The organism is Streptomyces sp. ITFR-16 (assembly GCF_031844705.1).
Lineage (GTDB): Bacteria > Actinomycetota > Actinomycetes > Streptomycetales > Streptomycetaceae > Streptomyces.
The window spans coordinates 7,539,573-7,560,447 of the sequence record NZ_CP134609.1 but is presented as its reverse complement, the minus strand read 5'-3'; the positions used below and the strand labels follow the sequence as shown (position 1 = coordinate 7,560,447).

Annotated in this window: 18 protein-coding genes; 9 read left to right on the top strand and 9 right to left on the bottom strand. The window is 73.0% G+C overall.

The genetic code is table 11. The features are described 5' to 3' along the window. Positions 1-122: 122 nt before the first annotated feature. A complete protein-coding gene (locus RLT58_RS33420; protein ID WP_311314099.1) occupies positions 123-1,187 on the bottom strand; it encodes an Lrp/AsnC family transcriptional regulator in 1,065 nt (354 codons plus the stop codon). A gap of 150 nt (positions 1,188-1,337) precedes the next feature. Here RLT58_RS33420 and RLT58_RS33415 point away from each other — a divergent pair, with 150 nt between their 5' ends. From RLT58_RS33415 to RLT58_RS33385, 7 genes are all read left to right on the top strand, one after another. Next, positions 1,338-2,573 carry a M20 metallopeptidase family protein gene (locus RLT58_RS33415; RefSeq protein ID WP_311314098.1) on the top strand — a complete coding sequence of 412 codons (1,236 nt, stop codon included), beginning with the start codon at positions 1,338-1,340 and terminating at the stop codon, positions 2,571-2,573. Continuing rightward, positions 2,570-4,021: an MFS transporter gene (locus RLT58_RS33410; RefSeq protein WP_311314097.1), complete on the top strand. Its 1,452-nt coding sequence runs from the start codon at positions 2,570-2,572 to the stop codon at positions 4,019-4,021. The genes RLT58_RS33415 and RLT58_RS33410 overlap by 4 nt, the downstream gene beginning before the upstream one ends. A 111-nt stretch (positions 4,022-4,132) precedes the next feature. Further along, positions 4,133-4,954, top strand: coding sequence for a hypothetical protein (locus RLT58_RS33405; protein WP_311314096.1), 822 nt, complete (start codon positions 4,133-4,135; stop codon positions 4,952-4,954). Continuing rightward, positions 4,951-6,636, top strand: coding sequence for an FAD-dependent oxidoreductase (locus RLT58_RS33400; RefSeq protein ID WP_311314095.1), 1,686 nt, complete (start codon positions 4,951-4,953; stop codon positions 6,634-6,636). The genes RLT58_RS33405 and RLT58_RS33400 overlap by 4 nt, the downstream gene beginning before the upstream one ends. Then, positions 6,633-7,112, top strand: coding sequence for an SCP2 sterol-binding domain-containing protein (locus RLT58_RS33395; RefSeq protein ID WP_311314094.1), 480 nt, complete (start codon positions 6,633-6,635; stop codon positions 7,110-7,112). The genes RLT58_RS33400 and RLT58_RS33395 overlap by 4 nt, the downstream gene beginning before the upstream one ends. Continuing rightward, a complete protein-coding gene (gene fabF / locus RLT58_RS33390) occupies positions 7,109-8,359 on the top strand; it encodes a beta-ketoacyl-ACP synthase II (protein ID WP_311314093.1) in 1,251 nt (416 codons plus the stop codon). The genes RLT58_RS33395 and fabF overlap by 4 nt, the downstream gene beginning before the upstream one ends. A gap of 76 nt (positions 8,360-8,435) precedes the next feature. After that, entirely contained in the window at positions 8,436-9,857 is a 1,422-nt protein-coding gene (locus RLT58_RS33385) for a cytochrome P450 (RefSeq protein WP_311314092.1), read from the top strand. Positions 9,858-9,879: 22 nt separating this feature from the next. Here the strand turns inward: RLT58_RS33385 and RLT58_RS33380 are convergent, their stop codons facing one another. The 4 genes from RLT58_RS33380 to RLT58_RS33365 form a co-directional block, all read right to left on the bottom strand. Next, positions 9,880-10,722, bottom strand: coding sequence for an endonuclease/exonuclease/phosphatase family protein (locus RLT58_RS33380; protein WP_311314091.1), 843 nt, complete (start codon positions 10,720-10,722; stop codon positions 9,880-9,882). Positions 10,723-10,861: 139 nt separating this feature from the next. After that, positions 10,862-12,040 (bottom strand): acyl-CoA dehydrogenase family protein, encoded by a 1,179-nt coding sequence (locus RLT58_RS33375; RefSeq protein WP_311314090.1) that lies wholly within the window; start codon positions 12,038-12,040, stop codon positions 10,862-10,864. Between the two features lie 105 nt (positions 12,041-12,145). After that, entirely contained in the window at positions 12,146-13,303 is a 1,158-nt protein-coding gene (locus tag RLT58_RS33370) for a methyltransferase (RefSeq protein ID WP_311314089.1), read from the bottom strand. Between the two features lie 94 nt (positions 13,304-13,397). Then, positions 13,398-13,598 carry a hypothetical protein gene (locus tag RLT58_RS33365; protein ID WP_311314088.1) on the bottom strand — a complete coding sequence of 67 codons (201 nt, stop codon included), beginning with the start codon at positions 13,596-13,598 and terminating at the stop codon, positions 13,398-13,400. 230 nt (positions 13,599-13,828) lie between these two features. On the opposite strand from RLT58_RS33365, the gene RLT58_RS33360 reads away from it, so the two are divergent. Beyond that, entirely contained in the window at positions 13,829-14,653 is an 825-nt protein-coding gene (locus RLT58_RS33360; RefSeq protein WP_311314087.1) for an endonuclease I family protein, read from the top strand. Between the two features lie 25 nt (positions 14,654-14,678). On the opposite strand, the gene glsA is transcribed toward RLT58_RS33360, so the two are convergent. The 3 genes from glsA to RLT58_RS33345 are packed head-to-tail and all read right to left on the bottom strand — an operon-like array spanning position 14,679 to position 17,152. Continuing rightward, positions 14,679-16,016 carry a glutaminase A gene (glsA, locus tag RLT58_RS33355; protein WP_311314086.1) on the bottom strand — a complete coding sequence of 446 codons (1,338 nt, stop codon included), beginning with the start codon at positions 16,014-16,016 and terminating at the stop codon, positions 14,679-14,681. 17 nt (positions 16,017-16,033) lie between these two features. Continuing rightward, positions 16,034-16,600 (bottom strand): hypothetical protein, encoded by a 567-nt coding sequence (locus RLT58_RS33350; RefSeq protein WP_311314085.1) that lies wholly within the window; start codon positions 16,598-16,600, stop codon positions 16,034-16,036. 57 nt (positions 16,601-16,657) lie between these two features. Next, positions 16,658-17,152, bottom strand: a complete 495-nt coding sequence (locus RLT58_RS33345) for a DUF1269 domain-containing protein (protein ID WP_311314084.1) — start codon at positions 17,150-17,152, stop codon at positions 16,658-16,660. A gap of 120 nt (positions 17,153-17,272) precedes the next feature. Between RLT58_RS33345 and RLT58_RS33340 the strand changes: the two genes are divergently transcribed. Next, complete coding sequence (locus RLT58_RS33340; RefSeq protein WP_311314083.1) at positions 17,273-18,388, top strand: baeRF3 domain-containing protein; 1,116 nt, start codon at positions 17,273-17,275, stop codon at positions 18,386-18,388. A 62-nt stretch (positions 18,389-18,450) separates the two neighbouring features. Here RLT58_RS33340 and RLT58_RS33335 read toward each other — a convergent pair whose 3' ends face one another. After that, positions 18,451-20,838: a phosphoketolase family protein gene (locus tag RLT58_RS33335; RefSeq protein WP_311314082.1), complete on the bottom strand. Its 2,388-nt coding sequence runs from the start codon at positions 20,836-20,838 to the stop codon at positions 18,451-18,453. Positions 20,839-20,875 lie beyond the last annotated feature (37 nt).

Sequence of the window (20,875 nt, the reverse complement as noted above, 5' to 3'; positions counted from 1 at the left end):
GGACCGGACCCGGTCCGCCGGAGACCTCCAGTGTGACCGGGGCGGGGTCAGTGGGCCCCGGGCCGGGCGGCGACGCGTTCCAGTACGGCGTCGAGGTCGGCCCGGGGCCGCGGTGACGCGGGTCAGGCCGGTGGCGTACGGAGCCGGGCGAGGAGGGATGCCTCCGCGGTGTCCGACTCCGGGGCGAGCCAGCTGCTGAGCGGGACCGCACGCAGGTGGCGGCCCTGGGGGTCGAGGAGATGGCCGGCGAGCTTCATCGGCCAGAGCGTGATCGCCCGGTCCGCCACCGTCAGTTCGGGGTGGCGGGCGGCGAGCCGGGACTCGAAGGTGCCGATGTCGTCGACCGAGCGCAGCCAGGCCGCCAGGAGCAGGTTGTGCGGACCGGTCAGCGAGGCGCAGAGCCGGATCTCCCGGATCTGGCTGATGCTCTTGGCCAGTTGGGGCGCCCGGCTCTGGGGCACCGCGCCCCAGTAGGAGACGGAGACCGGCCAGCCCGAGAGGGACCGTGCCACCTCGCAGCGGTAGGAGAGCGCCTGCTCGGCGTCGAGGCGGTCGAGGCGGCGGCGGACGGTCGTGGGGCTGAGCCCGGTGCGCTCGGCGATGCGGGCGACGGGCCGGCGGGGGTCCTCGCCGAGGACCCGGACGAGTGCGAGATCGCGCTCGGGAACCCTGCGGGTGGGCTGGCGGCTCGGGGCCGCCGGTGCGAGTCTGCGGCGCTGCTCCTCGGTGAGCCGGTCGAGCCGCCAGCGGCTGCCCTCGGTGTGCAGGGTGGTGGCGACCTGGGTGCGTGAGGCGGCCACCCCGTCGAGGGCGCCGAGGCGGAAGCCGACGTAGCGGGCCAGCTGCGCGTGGTCCGTGAAGACGGCGGTCACCAGGAGGTCACGGCTGCCGCTGACGTGCTCCAGGTTGAACACATGGGGGTCGTCGGCGATGTGCCCGGCCACCTCGTGCAGCCGCCCGGAGACGCAGTCGACCTCGATGAACGCCACCAGGGCCGGGGTCTCCGGGCTGTTCGCCCGTACCGCCGGGTGCACGCCGATCCAGGCGTGGCCCGCCTGGGTGAGCCGTGCCCAGCGCCGGGCGACCGTCGAGGCGTCGATGTCGAGGACCTCGCCGATGGTCCGCCAGTCCGCGCGCGGCGCGATCTGGAGCGCGGTGACGAGCAGGTGGTCGAGTTCGTCGAGCACGGGGCCGCCCTCTCTCACCGCTCACGCCGTCGGGGCGGGCCTGCCGCCGTCGCCCCGGTGAGCCGGTCGATACCTGCAAATGATCTGTGCGATCCGGAGGATTCCGGCATAGGGGCCGGCCGGATAGGCCGGATCGGCACCATACCAGGCATGTTCGCACGCACCGACGCCCTCGCCATCGAAGACTCCCTGATCCGGCTGCGCCACGCGCTGCACCGGCAGCCCGAACTCGGCCTGGACCTGCCGCGCACCCAGCAGACCGTCCTGGAGGCCCTGGCCGGCCTGCCCCTGGAGATCACCCTCGGCAAGCAGCTCACCTCCGTCACCGCCGTGCTGCGCGGCGGCCGCCCCGGGCCCGCCGTCCTGCTGCGCGGCGACATGGACGCGCTGCCCGTCCAGGAGGACAGCGGGGTGCCGTACGCCTCCGAGGCCGCCGGCCGGATGCACGCCTGCGGCCACGATCTGCACACCGCCGGACTGGTCGGCGCCGCCCGGCTGCTCGCCGGACGCCGCGAGGAGCTGGCGGGCGACGTGGTCCTCATGTTCCAGCCCGGTGAGGAGGGCATGGGCGGCGCCCGGCTGATGATCGAGGAGGGGGTGCTCGACGCGGCGGGTACGCGGGCCGTCGCCGCGTACGCCCTCCATGTCACCTCGGCGGTGCTGCCGGCCGGCACGGCCGCCGTACGGCCGGGGCCGGTGCTCGCGGCCTCCGACGAGGTGACCGTCCGCGTCCTGGGCGCCGGCGGCCACGGCTCCTCGCCGCACGCGGCCACGGACCCCGTACCCGCCGTCTGCGAGATGGTCACGGCGCTGCAGACGATGGTCACGCGCACCATCGACATCTTCGACCCGGCCGTGGTCACCGTGGGTTCGCTGCACGCCGGGTCCGCCGGCAACGTGATCCCCGGGGCCGCCGAGTTCACCGCCACCGTACGGTCGTTCTCCGAGGGGACCCACGCCCGGATCCGGTCCGGATTCGAGCGGACCGTGCGCGGCGTCGCCGCCGCGCACGGTGTGACGGCCGAGATCGACTACCGGGAGAACTACCCGGTCACCGTCAACGACCCGGTCGAGGCCGCCTTCGCGCTGCGCACCGCGCGGGGCGTCCTCGGGGCCGGCCAGGTCTTCGAGGCGCCCCGCCCGATGGCCGGCTCCGAGGACTTCTCCTACGTCCTGCGCGAGGTGCCGGGCGCCTATGTGGGCCTCGGCGCCTGCCCGCCCGGCAGCGACCCGGCGACCGCCCCCATGAACCACTCCCCGCAGGCGGTCTACGACGACCGCGCGGTCGTGGACGCCGCCGTGCTCCTGGCCGAACTCGCCGCCCGCCGCCTTCAGGAAGCCAAGGAAGCACAGGAAGCCCGAGCAGCCACCGAGGAGCCCTCATGAGCACGACCGACTCACCGGCGCAGACCTCCGCCGCGCCCGCCGACCGGCCGTCCGCGTCCGTCGGCGCCGTCGTGGGACTGCTGATCCTCTTCGAGATGACCAGCGGGTTCCTCCAGGGCGGCATCGCCCCGCTGCTGCCCGACATCGGCGCGGACCTCGGCATCGCGGACTCCGACCTCAGCTGGGTGATCGCCGCGCAACTGCTGGCCGCCGCCGTGTCCGTGCCCGCCTTCGGCCGGCTCGGAGACCTGTACGGGCACCGCCGCATGCTGCGGGTCTCCCTGGTCTGTGTGGCCGTCGGTTCGCTGCTGGTGGCCTTCGCCCCCTCGCTGCCCCTGCTGCTGGCGGGCCGGGTGCTCCAGGGGCCGCTCGCCGCTCTGCTGCCGCTGGAGATCGCCCTGGTACGCGACCGGCTCTCCGTCGAGCGGGCGCGCGGCGCCATCGCCCGGCTCGTCGGCGCGCTCACCTTCGGGACCCTCCTCGGCGGGGTGCTGATGGGTCTGGCGCACAAGGCGACGGGCGATGTGCGGACCACCCTGCTCATCCCGGCCGCGCTGGCCGTGCTGTGCGTCCCGGTCTCGTTCCTCGCGATCCCGGAGTCCACGCGGACGGCCGGCGGCCGGCTCGACTGGCCGGGCGTGGGGCTGCTGAGCGTGTCCATGCTCCTGCTGCTGACCGGGATCTCCGCGGCGAAGAGCGGTCCCCTGCTGTCCGGCGCGGTGCTGGTCCCGGTGCTGCTCGCCCTGCTGGTCGGCACGGGGTGGGCGGTGCGCGAACTGCGCGTCGCCGAACCCCTGGTGGACCTGCGGGCCCTCGCCGACCGCACCGTCGCCCCGTACTTCCTGTGCGCGGTCGCCTTCGGCGTCGTCTACTTCGGCAGTCTGGCCCCGGACGCCACCTTCCTGGCCGCCGACCCGGAACGGGCCGGTTACGGCTTCGCGCTCTCGGCCCTGGCCATCTCGCTGATCGCCCTGCCCGCAGGGGTGGCCGCGGTCGTCGGCTCCTCGCTGACCGCCCGGATCGCCGGCCGCCTGGGCTACCGGCCCACGCTGATCGCCTCGTTCGCGCTGATCGGCGCGAGCTTCCTCGCCACCGCCGCCTTTCACGCGGAGATCTGGCAGCTGGTGGCGGCCAAGGTGCTCGCGGGAGTCGGCATGGGCGTGGCGCTCGGCGCACTGCCCACAGTGATCGCCGAGGCCAGCGCCCCCTCCCGCACGGGTGTCACCACCGCTCTGTACAACAACGTCAAGACCCTGGGCGGAGCGGTCGCCGGTGCCGTCATCGCCGTGATCCTCGCGACCCCGGAGACGGAGCCGGGTGCCACGTCCTTGGGCACCGACGCGGCACCGGACGAGTCGGGCTATGTGACGGTCTGGATGATCTGCGCCCTGCTGTCCCTGGGCGCGGCTGCGGCGGCCGCCTTCGCGCGCCGCGCCGAGACGGACTGACCGACGCCTCTGGAATCCGTCTGCGCCGTCACCGACCCGCTGGAGAAGGAGGGCTGGGAGGTCCGCAAGGTCGAGATCACGCCGCGCGAGCCCTTCCCCTTTCCCTGGCCCGTGCGCCGCTTCTTCGGTGTCTTCCCCGCCTCCGTCGACCCCGGCGCGGCATCCGCGGTCACCGTCCGGCCGCCGGTGGCCGAGGACGACGACGCGGACCTGGTCGTCTTCGCCTTCCCCGTCTGGTATCTGGCTCCGGCGCTGCCCATGCGGGCGTTCGCGGGTGCCGAGCCGCAGGTGTTCGACGGGCGGGCGGTCGTCGGCCTGGTGGCCTGCCGGAACATGTGGTACTCGGCCGCCCTCGAGGTCCGGCGGCTGATCCAGGCATCGGGCGGCCGCTACCTGGGCACGATCGCCGCGGTGGACACCGCGTCCGCCGGCATCACCTTCGTCACCACGCTGCGCTGGCTGCTCGCCGGCAAGCGGGAGGCGTCCTGGGGGTTCCCGCGTGCCGGTGTCGGCACGGACGAGCTGGACCGGCTCGCGCTGCTCGGCGAACGCCTCGCCGAACTCGCCCCGGCGGAAACCGGCTTCGGCCCGGCGGCGGCCGGACCCGCCTCCGAGGAGGACCTGGCCGACCGGGTCCGCGACGTTCTGGCCGCCCATGACGCGGCGCCCGTCCATACGCCGCTGGCCGCGGCCGACCTCCTGGCCGGCAAGGTCTTCCGGGTCTGGGGCCGGGTCATCCGCGCCGCCGGCCGGCGCGGCGAGGTCCGGCGCAACGCGCTCACCGGGGTGTTCGTGCTCTGGCTGCTCGGCGCCGTCCTGGCCGGGCTGCCCGCGGTCGTCGTCACCCGCGTCCTGTTCAGGGCCGGCTTCGACGCCGCCGTGGCCCGGCGGCTGGCGCCGGTCGTCGCCGGTCCGACGGAGGTGCGGCGATGACCGCAGGCGTACCGCAGCCGCCGGAGGCCGCCGAGCGGCTGGAGGCCGACGTCGTGGTCATCGGCGGCGGGCCCACCGGCCTCGCCGCGGCCCACTTCCTCGCCGGACTCGGCGTCCGCACCCTCGTGCTGGAACAGCGCCCCGCACCGTCCGGTCACCCACGCGCCACGGTGATCAACTCGCGCACCATGGAACTGCTCAGGTACCTCGGTGTCGACGCCGAGGTGCGCCGCGCGGGCGTGCCCCTGGAGAACACGGCGCGCATCACCTGGTGCACCGAGCTGTCCGGCACCGAACTCGCCGCCCTCGCCGTCATCGATTCGGCGGACGCCCTGATGCGGCGGGCGGCCATCAGCCCGGTCCTTCCGGTCATCTGCTCGCAGAACCGGGTGGAAGCGCTGCTCGTCGAGCGGCTCCCCGAGAACGCACGGGTGATCCGCGGTGTCAGGGCCGGGGAACTGATCCGGACCCCGTCCGGTGTCAGGGTGACGGCCGGGGGCGAACACCCCCTGGTCGTCGAGGCCCGGTACGCCGTCCTGGCCGAGGGGCTGCACGGCCCGCTGCGGGCGGCCGCGGGCCTGCGGCAGACGGCGGCCCCACCGCTCGGCAGGCTTCTGGACATCCACTTCAGCGCCGACCTCTCGCCCTGGACGGCCGGCCGGGAGAGCGCGTTGTACTGGGTGCTCAACCCGACCGTGCGGGGCGTCCTGATCACCGTCGACCCCGCACGCGGCGAATGGCTCCTGGAGATCCCCGCCCTCACCCCCGCCGAGGAGCACACCTACTTCGAGGAGGAGGTCGATCACCACAAGCTCATCGAGGCCGCCATCGGCACCTCGGTCGAGGGGCTGCGCATCCACTCCGTACGGAACTGGGTGATGGGCTCCACCGGGCTCGACTCCTGGCGCAGCGCCGACGGCCGGGTGCTCGCCGCCGGGGACGCCGCCCACACCTTCCCGCCCACCGGGGGCTTCGGCATGAACACCGGCATCCAGGACGCGCACAACCTCGCCTGGAAGCTGGCGGCGGTGCTGCACGGCGGCGCCCCCGACACACTGCTCGACTCGTACGAGCGTGAGCGGCGCCCGGTCGCGGAGTTCAACGCCCGGCACAGCGAGAGCAACGCCCTGCAGAAGCGGGCGCTGCTCGAATCCGACGCGGACCCGGCGGAGTTCGCCCGGAACATCGAACAGCACCGGCCGCACTTCGACTTCGAGGGGCAGGCCCTGGGCTTCAGCTACGCGCCGGGCCCCGGCGAACCGGTGGTGCAGGACGTGGTGACCTATGAGCCGACCGCCCGGGCCGGCCACCGGGCCCCGCACGCCTGGCTCGACGTCGACGGCGACCGGATCTCCACGACCGATCTGAACCGCACCGGCTTCGCCCTGCTCACCGGGGCGGCGGGAGCCGTCTGGCAGCGGGTGGCGCAGGAGGTGCCGGCCCTCGTGGGCCTGCCCCTCACGGCGGCCGTGATCACCCGCGACGGGCCCGGACTGCGCGACACCGGCGGCGCCTTCGCCGACCGTTACGCCCTGCGGGGGCCGGAAGCGGTTCTCGTACGGCCCGACGGCCATGTCCTGGCCCGGCTGCCCGGCGTCGCACCCCGGCAGGAACTCCGGCAGGCCGTCGACCGAATCATCAACAGCGGGCCGGTGCCCGCACGAGCGGAGGAACCCTCATGACGGCCGAACCCACCTTCTCCCCTGAGCGCGTCGCGGTCCTGCGCTCCGGCGCACTCCCCGAGATCCGCGCCGCCCTCGCCGGACTGCCGCGCGAGGAGCTGGCGGCCTGGCTGGCCACGCCCGAGGGCGAGGCCGTGCTGCGCGCCGCCTTCGAGCGGATGCCCGAGCGCTACACCGGAGGGATCACGGACGGCCCGAGGACGGCCCGTTGGGAGGTCGCCAGGCCGCCGGCCGGCACCGTCGCGTACGACCTCGTACTGACCGAGGACACCTGTGACGTGCGCGAGGCGGCGGCATCGGGCGCGCCTGCGGTCACCCTCGCGCTGGACGCGGTCAGCTTCGTGGAGATGGCCTCCGCCTCGGCCCAGGGCATGGACCTGCTGCTCAAGGGCCGGCTGCGCATCGAGGGCGATGTGCAGCTCGCGATACGCATGGAGTCCCTCTTCGGGCTCGCCGAACCCGGTGAGCCCGGATGAGCACCGCCCCCTGGCGTCACCGGGTGGTGGTGACGGGCATCGGCATGGTCAACCCGCTCGGCGTCGGCACCGAGACGGTCTGGACGCGGCTGCTCTCCGGGGCCTCCGGTGCGGGACCGATCCGGGGCTTCGACGCGAGCCGGCTGCCGGTGCGGATCGCCGCCGAGGTGAGGGACTTCGACCCGGCCGACTGGCTGACGCCCAAGGAGGCCAGACGCCTGGACCGGTTCTGCCACTTCGCGATCGCCGCGTCCGAACTCGCCGTCGAGCGCGCGGGCCTCGACGGCATCGACCGGGACGGTGCCGCCACCGTGATCGGGAGCGCCATCGGCGGCGCCGCCACCATGAGGGAGGGGGTGCTGAAGGACGCGGAGGCGCCCCGGATGGTCTCCCCGTTCTTCGTGCCCAGCTCCATCGTCAACATGGGTGCGGGCACGGTCGCCCAGCGCTTCGGCTTCCGGGGTCCCGGCGCCGCACCGGTCACCGCCTGCGCCTCCTCGGCCGACGCGATCGGGCAGGCCTACCGGCTGGTCCGCGACGGCTATGCGGGGGCCGCGCTGGCGGGCGGCTCGGAGGCGTGCATCGCCTCGCCCCTGATCGCGGGGTTCGCCAACCTGCGCGCGCTCTCCCGCCGCAACGACGAACCCCACCGGGCCTCCCGGCCGTTCACCGCGGACCGGGACGGCTTCGTCATGGGAGAGGGCGCCACCATGCTGCTCCTGGAGACCGCGGAGTCGGCCGCGGCGCGGGGCGCGTACGTCTACGCGGAGATCTGCGGCTACGGCCAGACCAGCGACGCCTACCACGTCACCGCCCCCGATCCCACGGGGGAGAGCGCCGCCCGCGCCATGCTCGCCGCGCTGCGCGAGGCCGGCCTCAGGCCGGGCGAGATCGACCACGTCAACGCCCATGGCACCTCGACACCGTTCTCCGACGCCGCCGAGACAAAGGCGGTCAAGGCCGCCTTCGGCACGCACAGCGGGAACCTGGCCGTCAGCTCAACCAAGTCGATGACCGGCCATCTGCTGGGCGCGGCCGGCGCGACCGAGACCGCGTTCTGCGCCCTGGCCATCGACCGCGGGATCATCCCGCCCACCATCAACCAGGACGCGGCCGACCCGGAGTGCGACCTCGACTACGTGCCGAACACCGCCCGTCCGTACGAGGTGCGGGCGGCCCTCTCCAACTCGTTCGCCTTCGGCGGGCAGAACGTCTCGCTCGCCCTCCAGCGCTTCGTCGAGGAGTGACCCCCGGCCGACGGCCGCCCCGCCCACGCCCGTGCCATCGGCGCCACTTGTGCGCGCACCTCAGGAAGGCTCCTCGATGACCCAGGTCTCCACCGCTCCCCCGGCCACCGGCACCGCCGCCCCCGGCCCCTCCGGCCGGCTGCGTGCCCTGCTCGCGATGTCGGGCAATCCGCTGGACTACGTCACCGGGCTGCGCGACCGGTACGGCCCGGTCGTGCGCATCCCGCTCGGCTGGCGGGATATGTACATGATCAGCGATCCGGAGGCGGTCCACGAGGTCCTGGTCACCTCGCACCGCAACTTCGGCAAGGACGTCATGAGCGCCGGACGCGGCAAGTGGGCCGCCCCGCTCGAAGTGATCCTCGGCAACGGCCTGGTCACCAGCGACGGCACCTTCCACCGCAAGCAGCGCAGACTGATCCAGCCGATGTTCCACCACGAGCGCATCGCCGGCTACGGCCGCGCCTTCGCCGAGCTCTCCGACGCCCTCCAGTCCGGCTGGCGGGACGGGGACCGGCTCGATCTGCAGGTCGAGATGACCGAGCTGACCCTCGCCATCGTGGCCCGCACGCTCTTCGGCGTCTCGCTCGACAGCGAGGTGGCCCGCACCATCCGCACCGCCGTCCCGCGCCACGAGGGTCCGCTGCGCTGGGACGCCCTGCCGTTCGCCCGCCATCTGGCGAAGCTGCCGCTGCCCGGCAACAAGCGCTTCTACGCGGGCCGGGCCACCGTCCACGCCATCATCCACCAGCTCATGGCGGAGCGCAGACGGGGCGACGGCCAGGGCGCCGACCTGCTCTCCCTGCTGCTCGCGGCGCGCGACGCCGACACCGGGGAGCCGATGGAGGACGCCCAGGTACGGGACGAGGCGATCACCCTCCTCATGGCCGGGCACGAGACCACCGCGAGCGCGCTCACCTGGGCCTACCACCTGCTCGGCAGCCACCCCGAGGCACGGGAGCGGATGCACGCGGAGATCGACGAGGTGCTCGGGGACCGGCTGCCCACGGTCGAGGACCTGCCCCGCCTCGTCTGGACCGACGCGGTCCTCTCCGAGGCGATGCGCCTCTACCCGCCGATCATGGGCGTCGCCCGCCGCCCCCTGGAGGAGTTCGAGGTGTGCGGCCGACGGATCCCGAAGGACAGCTTCGTCGCGATCCTCCCGTGGGTGGTCCACCGCGACCCCCGGTGGTGGCCGCAGCCGGAGCGCTTCGCCCCGCAGCGCTGGCTGGAGACCCCGCCGTCCGCCGACGCGGCGGACGAGCTCGCCGGACACGCGGTACGGCCCGGACGCCCGCGGCTGGCCTACCTCCCCTTCGGCGGCGGACCCCGCCAGTGCATCGGCAACGCGTTCTCGCGGATGGAGGGCGTCATGGCGCTGGCCACCCTGGGCCGGCACTGGGAGTTCGAGCCCGTTCCCGGCTTCACCGTCGACCTGCTGGCCCGGATCACGATCCGGCCGAGGAACGGGGTTCCGATGTCCGCCAGGCGCCGCTGAGAACCGCCCCTGCCCGACCCCGCTACGACCGCCTCAGATCGGCCTGCACCAGGTCGTGGTCCGAGTACGGGGTGAGATGCACCCGCTGCCCGAGCGGGGTGAAACCGCGCAGGAAGATGTAGTCGAACTTGCTGCGCCAGTCGGTGGTCGGCTCGCACGCACCGGCCGCAGAGGGGCCGCAGCCGGCGTCCGCGTCCGTGGCAAGGCCCCACATCCCGGCGAGTTCGGGCGCATCCGGCACCGCGTTGAAGTCCCCGAGGACGATCGTGCGGTCGTACCGGGCGACGGCCTTCGCCAGGACACCGGTCTGCTTCGCGCGGACCGATGCCTGACCGAACTGGGCCAGGTGCGTGTTGAAGACCCGGACGGGCCTGCCGTCCACCAGGGTGGTGACCGCCATGTACCCGCGGTCCTCGGAACCGCCGTCGGGGTACTCCACGTTGACCCGGTCGGTCATCGGAGCTGCCGAGAGGATGGCCTGGCCGAAGCCCCCCGGGCTCCACGGCACTCCCCCGCACCGGCTCCAGCGCTTCAGCACCGATCCGTACTCGACGTGGTAGACCAGCCCGTACAGATAGCGCAGTTGCTCCCGGATCCGCTCGACATCGCCCACGCACGCCTCTTGCAGGCCGATGACCTGGGGCGCGTACGAGGCGATCTCCGCCGCCCGGCCGGCGTTCTGGCTGCGCCCCTTGCAGGGATTGCAGATGTTCCACGTCATCACCCGGTTCGGCACGGCCTCCTGGGGGGCGTCGGCCGGCAGCGGCTTGGCGATGTGGAACCCGCCGGGCGCGCTGGGGCCGGCGACCAGCACACAGGCCACGATCAGCACACCCGCGAGCCACCGCACGCCGGTTCCGGTCACCTTCGCCTCCTCGGAGCAGCGAGACGCACGCCGTCATGTGTGTCTCCCCCTGAGGCTATGTGACGGGTTGTATGCGGCACATGAGGTGCCGCGTCTCAGGGCGGCATCCCGGCGAGCGGTGCCGGGCGCGGGCACCCGCTCAGCGCCGCACCCTCGGCATCCCCAGCCCGATCCACGAGATGATCTCCCGCTGGATCTCGTTGTTGCCGCCGCCGAAGGTGAAGATGACGGCCGACCGGTAGCCGCGTTCGAGTTCACCGTGCAGGACCGCGCCCGCCGAGCCCTCCTTGAGGGGGCCGGCCGAGCCGACGACCTCCATGAGCCAGGCGTAGGCGTCGCGGCGGGCCTCGGAGCCGTAGACCTTGACGGCGGAGGCGTCCTGCGGGGTGAGGGTGTGGTGCTGGACGGCTGACACCATCTGCCAGTTGAGGAGTTTCATCGCGTCCAGGCGGGCGTGGGTGCGGGCCAGGCGGGTGCGGACCCAGCCGAGGTCGATGACGCGGCGGCCGTCGGCGAGGCGGGTGTCGGCGGCCCAGCGGCGGACGTTGTGCAGGGCGCGGATGGCCATGGTGCCGTGCGCGGCGAGCGTGACGCGTTCGTGGTTGAGCTGGTTGGTGATGAGCCGCCAGCCCTTGTTCTCCTCGCCGACACGGCGGGAGACGGGGACGCGGATGTCCTCGTAGTAGCTGGCGGTGGTGTCGTGCGAGGCGAGGGTGTTGATCAGGGTGCAGGAGTAGCCGGGGTCGGAGGTGGGGACCAGGAGCATGGTGATGCCCTTGTGGGCCGGGGCGTCCGGGTCGGTGCGGGCGGCGAGCCAGACCCAGTCGGCAGTGTCGCCGTTGGTCGTCCAGATCTTCTGCCCGTTGACGACATAGCTGTCCCCGTCGCGCACCGCCCGCGTCTTCAGGGCGGCGAGATCGGTCCCGGCGTCGGGTTCGCTGTAGCCGATCGCGAAGTCGATCTCACCGGCGAGGACCCTGGGCAGGAAGTACGCCTTCTGCTCGTCGGTGCCGAACTGCATGATCGTCGGGCCGACGGTGTTGAGCGCCATCAGCGGCAGCGGCACACCCGCCTGGGCCGCCTCGTCGAAGAAGATGAACTGCTCCACGGGCGACAGGCCCCGTCCGCCGTACTCCGCGGGCCAGCCGACGCCCAGCCAGCCGTCGGCGCCGAGCCGCCGCACGGTCTCCCGGTAGAAGCGCTTCTGGGCGGCCGGGTCGGCGTAGCGCGCGTAGGCGTTGTCGGGGACCAGGGCGGCGAAGTAGGTACGCAGTTCGGCGCGCAACTTCTGCTGTTCAGGCGTGTATTCGAGGTGCACGGCCCCTCCAGGATGCTCGCGGTCGCGTCGCCCGTGTGCGGCGGCGCACACAGTAGAACGTGTTGCAAGAATCCGGAAGGGGCGTGGACCGCCGGGCGGCGGGCGTCAGCGTTTGACCGCGCGCAGCACCACGAACTTGGGATCGCCCGCCACCGTGGTGCAGTTGCCGAAGATCCGGCGCAGCCGGGTGTGGTGGCCGAGGTGCCGGTTGGCGACCACCCAGAGTTCGCCGCCCTGGCGCAGCGCGCCGCGTGCTCCGTGGAACATGGTGCGGGCCGTCGCGTCGGTGGTGGCCTGGTGCGAGTGGAAGGGCGGGTTGTTGAGCACCAGGTCCGCGCTCCCCGGCTCGGCACCGGCGAGCCCGTCACCGACCACGAAACGGGCCTCGGCGTCCGGTCCGGTGTTGGCCCGGAAGGTCGCCTCGGCCGAGGCGACGGCCTGGTAGGACTCGTCGATGAAGGTGAGCACGGCTTCGGGGTTGGCGAGGGCGGCGGCCAGGCCCACGACCCCGTTCCCGCAGCCGAGGTCCACGACCCGGTCGGGGCCGCTGCGCACCGGCAGGTGCTTGAGGAAGAAGCGGGTGCCGATGTCGAGCCGCTCGGCGCAGAAGATCCCGGCGTGGTTGGTGACGGTGCGCCCGGACACGGCCCCGACGTCGTCCGGGAGGTCGTAGCGGTACGGCCAGGGGCTGGGCGTGCGGATCAGGGCCGGGTCCGGCGTGCAGTGGATGAGCCGGGCCTTCTTGACCGCGAGCGAGGTGCGGGTGGGGCCGATGATCCGTTCGAACAGCTTGAGGGTGGAGGTGTGGATCTCCTTGACCATGCCGGCGCCGACGACGACGGTGCCCTCGTGGACGGCGGGCGCCAGCCGGTGCAGCTGGTCCTCCAGGAGCGCGAGGCTCTTGGGTACGCGTACGAGCAGCACGTCGACGCGGTCCGGCGGGGTGTCGCGCGCGGACAGCAGGGTGACGGCGCCGGCGTCCGCCCCGTTGCGCTCCAGGTTGCCTGCCGTCGCCCGCTGCGCGAGGTAGGAGTCGGTGATCTGTACGGGGTGGTGCGCGGCCAGGACGGTGCTCAGCGCGCCCCAGCGGTCACCGACCACGACGACCCGGCCGGACAGACCCACCGGTTCCGCCCCGTCGGCCCCTTCCAGATGCCGGAGCAGGTATTCGTCGGCCGCGTCCCAGGCTCGGAACGGGTCGCGGGGGTCCTCGGGAAATCGGGCGAGGTCGTAACCGGCCCCTGACGTCGTCAAACGGTTCATTGTGCGTTCAGGCTAACCGAGCGGCGCCGGCCGCCCGCACACGCGCCGTCGGCGCGGGGGCCGGGGCCGCCCGCGCCGACGGTGCGGAGCTTCCCTAGGGCAGCGTCTTGTCGATGGCCGCCCGGCCCTCCCGGGCCAGCCTGCGCTGGGCCCATTCGAGATTGTGCGGTGTGAGGTCCCGCCCGGAGGCGAGCACCAGGTCCTCCGGCGACGGATCGTCGCTGGCACCGGTGTGCAGAAGGCTGTCCGGGGTCACGCCCCGCGATACGGATATGGATTCGGGCTCGTCGCTCATGCCGCCTCCTCGTCCTTGCGGCAATTCTCGCCCTCCCCCGACGGCGGCGCATCCGATGCCCGGCGGCGGCCCTCACTTGACCTGCACATGATAGGTACGCGCTGTTCACACATCGTCACGGTGTGCGTGGAAGGCTCCCGCTGACCACATAGCGAACACGACCACCGCGGAGCCGTCCCCCACCCCGTGACGGCGCCGCGGTGCCCGTATTTCCGGAGAGGACACCCCACATGTCCCGTCGTCACCTTCCCGGCCGGCGCCCGCTGCTGGCCACCCTGGCCGCCTTCGCGGTGCTCGCCGGCACCGCGGCCGCCGCACCGGCCGCGACCCTGCCCGCCCCGGCATCCGCCGCCACCGGGCTGTCGGCCCTGGACGACACGTACTACCAGGACGCGCTCGGCAAGACCGGTACCGCGCTCAAGAGCTCCCTGCACACGATCATCAAGGACCAGAGCAAGCTCACCTACAGCCAGGTCTGGGACGCGCTGAAGGACACCGACCAGGACCCGGCCAACTCCTCCAACGTGATCCTGCTGTACTCGGGCCGCTCCGAGCCCAAGAGCGACAACGGCGGCGGCGCCGACCAGTGGAACCGGGAGCACGTCTGGGCCAAGTCCCACGGTGACTTCGGCACCTCCACCGGGCCCGGCACCGACATCCACCACCTGCGCCCCGAGGACGTCACGGTCAACTCCGTGCGCGGCAACAAGGACTTCGACAACGGCGGCAGCGAACTGAGCGAGGCGCCGGGCAACTACACCGACAGCGATTCCTTCGAACCGCGTGACGCGGTCAAGGGCGACGTGGCCCGCATGATCCTCTACATGGCCGTGCGCTACGAGGGGGACGACTCCTTCGCCGACCTCGAACCCAACGACAGCGTCTCCAACGGCTCCGAGCCGCACATCGGCCGGCTCTCCGTGCTGAAGGCCTGGAGCGAGCAGGACCCGCCGGACAGCTTCGAGAAGCGCCGCAACGACGTCATATTCGACCAGTACCAGCACAACCGGAACCCGTTCATCGACCACCCCGAGTGGGTGGAGGCCATCTGGTGACCGGCCCGTCCTGAGGCCCTGACGCTCAGCCCGCCGGTTCCGCCGTGCACCAGGCCACGGCCTCCTCACGGGTGGCGAAGCAGCGCGGCGCCCCGGCGCCGCCGCCCGCCTCCCGCAGGCGGCCGTCAGGGTCCGCGACGGCGGTCCGGCGGCCGTCGGCCGTGAGCCGGGCGAGCCCGCTGCGCAGCATCGCCCGCGCCACGGTGTCGATGTCCGTCACCCGCAGCAGATCCAGCACCACCGCACCGGTGTCCTGCGGGTCCGGCTCGTCCAGCGCGTACAGCACCCGCTCCGCCGCCGTGAAGTCCAGGGCCCCCTGCGCCGCGACGACCGCCACCCGTCCGTAGCGGGCGCGCTCGCGCTCCTCCCTCGGCGCGAGCGGCAGGTCGTCGGCGGTGGTGACCAGGGTGACGGTGGAGCCCGCGAGCGCCGGGTTGTGCATGAGGTGCAGGCCGAGCCGGCGCGACAGCGACGCGATCGCCAGCTGTCCCCGCACGGAGGTCCCGGCCGGGTTCAGCCGCGGACTGTAGGCAGCCAGCCCGAACCGGGCGGGTCCCGCGGCGATCAGCCCGCCGGACACCCCGCTCTTGGCCGGCAGCCCCACCCGCAGCAGCCAGTCGCCGGAGGCGTCGTACATCCCGCAGGTAGCCATCACGGCGAGCACCTGGGCCGCCACGGGCTCCGGCACCACGGTGTCCCCGGTCAGCGGGTTGACGCCGCCGTTCGCGAGGGTCGCCGCCATCGCGGCGAGGTCCAGGGCCGTGACCCGTACCGAGCACTGGCGGAAGTACGTCTCCACCGCCGCCACCGGGTCCATGGGCAGGGGTCCGTTGCTGCGGATGAGATAGGCCAGGGCGCGGTTGCGGTCGCCGGTGACGACCTCGGAGGCGTACACCCGCTCGTCGACGTCGAGCGGGCGGCCTGCGAACCGGCCCAGGCAGTCCAGGATCCGGCCGAACCTCGGGGCGCCCGGGGCATCGGGGATCAGGGCGGTGGTGACGATGGCGCCCGCGTTGACCATGGCGTTGGCCGGGCGCCCGGTGCGCCGCTCCAGGCTGATGGCGTTGAACGCCTCGCCGCTGGGCTCGGCGTTCACCCATCGGGAGACCTCGTCGAGCCCGAGGAGGTCCAGGGCCAGGGCGTAGACGAAGGGTTTCGACACGGACTGGAGAGTGAAGGGGGCGTCGGCGTCACCCGTGCCGTACCGGTGGCCGTCCATGCTGATCAGGGCCAGCCCGAAGGCATCCGGGTCGGCCAGGGCCAGCTGCGGGATGTAGTCGGCGAGTTCGCCCTCGTCCACTGCGGCGAACCGGGCGTGCAGGTCCCGCAGCGCGTCCGTGACGGCTCCGGTGGCGGCGCTCACCGTGTCCCGGCCGTCCGTCAGCCGCGCTGGGCCTGGGCGATCCGGGGGAACGACTTGACGCCGGCCGCCTTGCGGCTGTTGGCGTGCTGGCTGACGGGCCGGTTCGGCGGGGCGTCGGCGAAGCCGAGCACCACGGAGTCGAGCACCTTTCCGGACGCGTCGACGAACTCCACCCGTACCGCGAAGAAGGCGGCCTTGTCGCCCCGGTTGGTCACCCGCACGAGAGCGCTGCGGAACTGCTCCGAGGGCGCGACCGGGAGGCCGTTGACGGAGACGTCCTCGATGGCATTGCCCTTGCCGTCGACTCCCTTGAGCGTGGCGACCGCCTTCTGCCGGTTGCGCTCCGCGTCGGCGGAGACCGAGGCGGCGAAGTCCTGCTGGGTGCGCGGGCTCCGGGTGGCGCTGGGCGTGGCCGCCGGTTCGGCGGACACCGTGCGCGTGCTCCTGGCGGTGCCCGGCGAGGAGGTGTCGGAGCTGTCACAGGCCGCGGCACCGGCGACGATCACCGCGGCGAGCACGGCGGGGGTCAGGCTGCGGGCTGCGCGGTCGCCGAGGGCGCGCCGCACGGGGCTGGGCTGGTTCACGGACGCTCCGTCTGTTCGAAAGGGCACAAGGGATACGGGGTGAAGGAGGGGAAGGGGTCAGGCCGCGTCGTCGCCGAAGATGTCGCGGAGGCGTTCCTCGCTGCGGGTGTCCAGGTTGCTGTGCAGCAGTTCGGCGCCGCCGCCGGGCAGCGCCTGGCCGATCCGGTCGGGCACCTCGCTCATGGTGAGGAGGAAGAGGGCCGAGGTCCCCGGGGTGACCTTCTCCTTGACCTCGGCGATGAACTCGTCGTCGATGCCGACGTCGGCCAGCTTGCCGCCGAGCGCCCCGGCAGCCGCGCCGATGGCGGCGCCCAGCAGCGGCATCAGGAAGATCAGCCCGAAGAGCATGCCCCAGAAGGTGCCGCTCAGGGCGCCCGCACCGACCAGGTTGAGCAGCTGCTTCGTGCGCGGCTTGGCCCGGTCGGCGGGCCAGCTCACCACGGCGGCGTCCAGGATCTTGATCAGCCCCTCCTTCTGCAGGGACTTCAGCGTCGTCTCCACGTTCTCCGCGCCTTCGGCCGACTGGAACTTCCACACGGTGAGCGTGGACATCGCAAACCTCCCGGACCCGGAACGACCAACTCGCTCATATTAGGATCAAAAGGTATGAATTGACTCGTCGAATCACCCGTTCCGCACCGCGGTGCGCGCATGTCCCCCGGGAGGGAACTGATGGACACGGATGCCCTGACCGCCGGTCTGCTGCAGAAGCTCCGCGCGGCCAAGCCCTATCCGGCCGTGTCCCTGACCATGCCGACCCACCGTCGTGCCCCGGACAACGCCCAGGACGCCGTGCGGCTGCGCAACCTGGTCTCCGAGGCCGTCAGCCGGCTGGAGGCCGACCCCGATGTGACCCGTGAGGCGCGCTCGGCGATCGAGCGTCAGCTCGGCCGCGCGGTCGACGAGATCGATCCGCGCAAGGCCCTGGACGCGCTCGTGCTGCTGGTGACGGCGGACGAGTACCAGATCTGGCAGCTCCCGCGCACCGCGCCCGAACGGGTGGTGCTGAGCGACAGCTATCTCACCCGCAACCTGGTCGCCGCGAAGGCGCAGGCCCAGCCGTTCTGGACGCTCACCGTCTCCGCCGACCACGCCGCCCTGTTCAGCGGCACGGCCGACGCCGCGCACGAGGAACACATCGGCGGCTTCCCGCTGTCGGCTCCGCACGAGGCGCCCAACCCGCAGCGCAAGGAGCGGATCGGCGACACCCCCAGCACCTTCACCTACGAGGACACCCGTCAGTTCCTGCGCACGGTGGACGAGAAGCTGCGCGCGGTGCTGGCGACCGATCCGCGTCCGCTCTACCTGGTCGGGCTCGCCCCGGCGCTCGCCCTGTTCGACGAGGTCGGCGAGAGCGCGAAGGACGCGGTGGGCCGGGTCACCAAGGGCGCTCCCGCCGACACCACCCCGAGCGATCTGCTCACCGAGCTCCGCCCGGCGCTGGAGGCCCGGCGCAAGCGGTTCGCCGCGGAGATCGACGGGAAGCTGGACGACGCGCGCGGCCGTCACGCGTTCGCCGGCGGACTCGACGAGGTGTGGGCCGCCGTGCGGGAGGGGCGCGCCGGCCTGGTGGCGGTCGAGGAGCACTACCAGCAGACGGTCCGGGTGGACGGGGAGCATCTGAAGCCGGTCACCGGGGACGCCGCCGACCTGACGGACGGGAGCGTCCGCGAGGACATCGTCGACGAGCTGGTCGAGGCGGCGCTGGACAGCGGTGCCGATGTCGTCTTCGTGGCGGACGACTCGCTCAAGGGGCACGGCCGGATCGCGGCGGCCCTGCGCTACTGAGCGCTCCGCGCACGGCGAGGGCCCGGACGGACACCCCGTCCGGGCCCTCGCCGTGTCCGGTCTCAGCCCTCCCAGGTCCACTCGGCCACCTCGGGCAGATCCGTGCCGTGTTCGCGGATCCAGGCGTGGTGGCGGGTCCTGGTGTCCGCCATCGCCTGACGCACTGCCACGGCCCGGACACCGAGGCCCGGGACCCGGTCGATGACGTCCATGACCAGCCGGTAGCGGTCGAGATCGTTGCGGACGACCATGTCGAAGGGCGTGGTGGTCGTGCCCTCCTCCTTGTAGCCCCGCACATGCAACTGGGCGTGTCCCGCGCGCCGGTAGGCCAGCCGGTGGATCAGCCAGGGGTAGCCGTGGTAGGCGAAGATGACCGGCTTGTCGCGGGTGAAGAGCGCGTCGTACTCGGAGTCCGGCATCCCGTGCGGGTGCTCGGAGTGCGGCATCAGCCGGGCCATGTCCACGACGTTCACCACCCGAACGGCCAGCTCCGGCAGATGGCGCCGCAGCAGCCCGGCCGCCGCCAGCGTCTCCAGGGTGGGTACGTCCCCGGCGCAGGCGAGCACGACGTCGGGCTCGCGGCTGCCGTCCTCGGTGCCCGCCCACTCCCAGGCGCCGGCGCCGCGCGCGCAGTGGGCGCGGGCCTCGTCCATGGTGAGCCAGTCGAGGCTGGGCTGCTTGCCCGCCACGATCACGTTGACGTAGTCGCGGCTGCGCAGCGCGTGGTCCGCCACGGACAGCAGGGTGTTCGCGTCGGGCGGCAGATAGACGCGTACGACTTCGGGGCTCTTGTTGAGGATGTGGTCGACGAACCCCGGGTCCTGGTGCGAGAAGCCGTTGTGGTCCTGGCGCCAGACGTGCGAGGTGAGCAGGTAGTTGAGGGAGGCGATGGGGCGGCGCCAGGGCAGCCGGCGCGAGGTGCGCAGCCATTTGATGTGCTGGTTGACCATCGAGTCGACGATGTGCGCGAAGGCTTCGTAGCAGGAGAAGAGGCCGTGCCGGCCGGTGAGCAGATAGCCCTCCAGCCAGCCCTGGCACAGGTGCTCGGAGAGCACCTCCATGACGCGCCCGTCGCGGGACAGGTGCTCGTCGGTGGGCAGCGTGCTCGCCTGCCAGGCCTTTCCGGTGGCGTCGTAGAGCGCGTCGAGCCGGTTGGACGCCGTCTCGTCGGGGCCGACGACGCGGAAGTCCCGGCGGTCGGCCGTCGCCGCCATGACCGCTTCGAGCAGCCCGCCGAGCACCCGGGTCGGCTCGTGCAGGACGGCCCCGGGCCGGTCCACCTCGACGGCGTGCGCGTCGAGGTCCGGGACGGGCAGGTCGCGCAGGAGCAGTCCGCCGTTGGCGTACGGGGAGGAGCCGAGCCGGTCGGTGCCCTCGGGCACACAGGCGAGGACCGCCTGCGAGGGCCGGCCCTCGGAGTCGAAGAGCTCGCCGGGCCCGTAGGAACGCAGCCACGCCTCCAGCTGCCGAAGGTGGTCGGGGTTGTCGCGGACGCCGGGCAGCGGGACCTGGTGGGCGCGCCAGGTGCCCTCGACGGGCAGCCCGTCGACCTCGGCGGGGCCGGTCCAGCCCTTCGGGGTGCGCAGCACGATCATGGGCCACCGCGGCCGGCCGGCCGCGCCCGCCGTGCGGGCGGCCGTCCGGATCTCGGCGATGCGGTCGACGGCCCGGTCCATCGTCTCGGCCATCGCCCGGTGCACGAGGCGGGGGTCGTCGCCCTCCACGTACAGGGGTTCGTGTCCGTAGCCGCGCAGCAGGGCGTCGAGTTCGTCGTGCGGGAGGCGGGCGAGGACGGTCGGGTTGGCGATCTTGTAGCCGTTGAGGTGGAGGACCGGCAGGACGGCCCCGTCGTGGACCGGGTCGAGGAACTTGTTGGCGTGCCAGGAGCCGGCGAGCGGTCCGGTCTCCGCCTCGCCGTCACCGATGACGCAGGTGACCAGCAGGTCGGGGTGGTCGAGGGCGGCTCCGTAGGCGTGGGCCAGCGAGTAGCCGAGTTCGCCGCCCTCGTGGATGGAGCCGGGGGTCTCCGGCGCGACATGGCTGGGCACCCCGCCGGGGAAGGAGAACTGCTTGAACAGCAGGCCCATCCCCTCGGCGTCCCGGCCGATGTCGGGATACGTCTCGGAGTAGCTGCCCTCCAGCCAGGAGTTGGCGAGGACGGCGGGCCCGCCGTGGCCGGGGCCCCAGACGCAGAGGGCCTGGATGCCGCGCGCGCGGATGATCCGGTTGACATGGGTGTACACCAGGTTGAGGCCCGGTGAGGTGCCCCAGTGGCCGAGCAGCCGGGGCTTGATGTGCTCCGGTGCGAGCGGCCGGGTCAGCAGGGGGTTGTCCATCAGGTAGATCTGCCCGACGGCCAGGTAGTTGGCGGCCCGCCAGTGCGCGTCGAGCGCGTCGATCTCCGCGTCGGACGGACCTGCCGTCGGCGGGGACGGTGGGGCGTCGGTCATGGTCACCTCTCAGCGGGCGGGGCGGGCGGCACGGCCG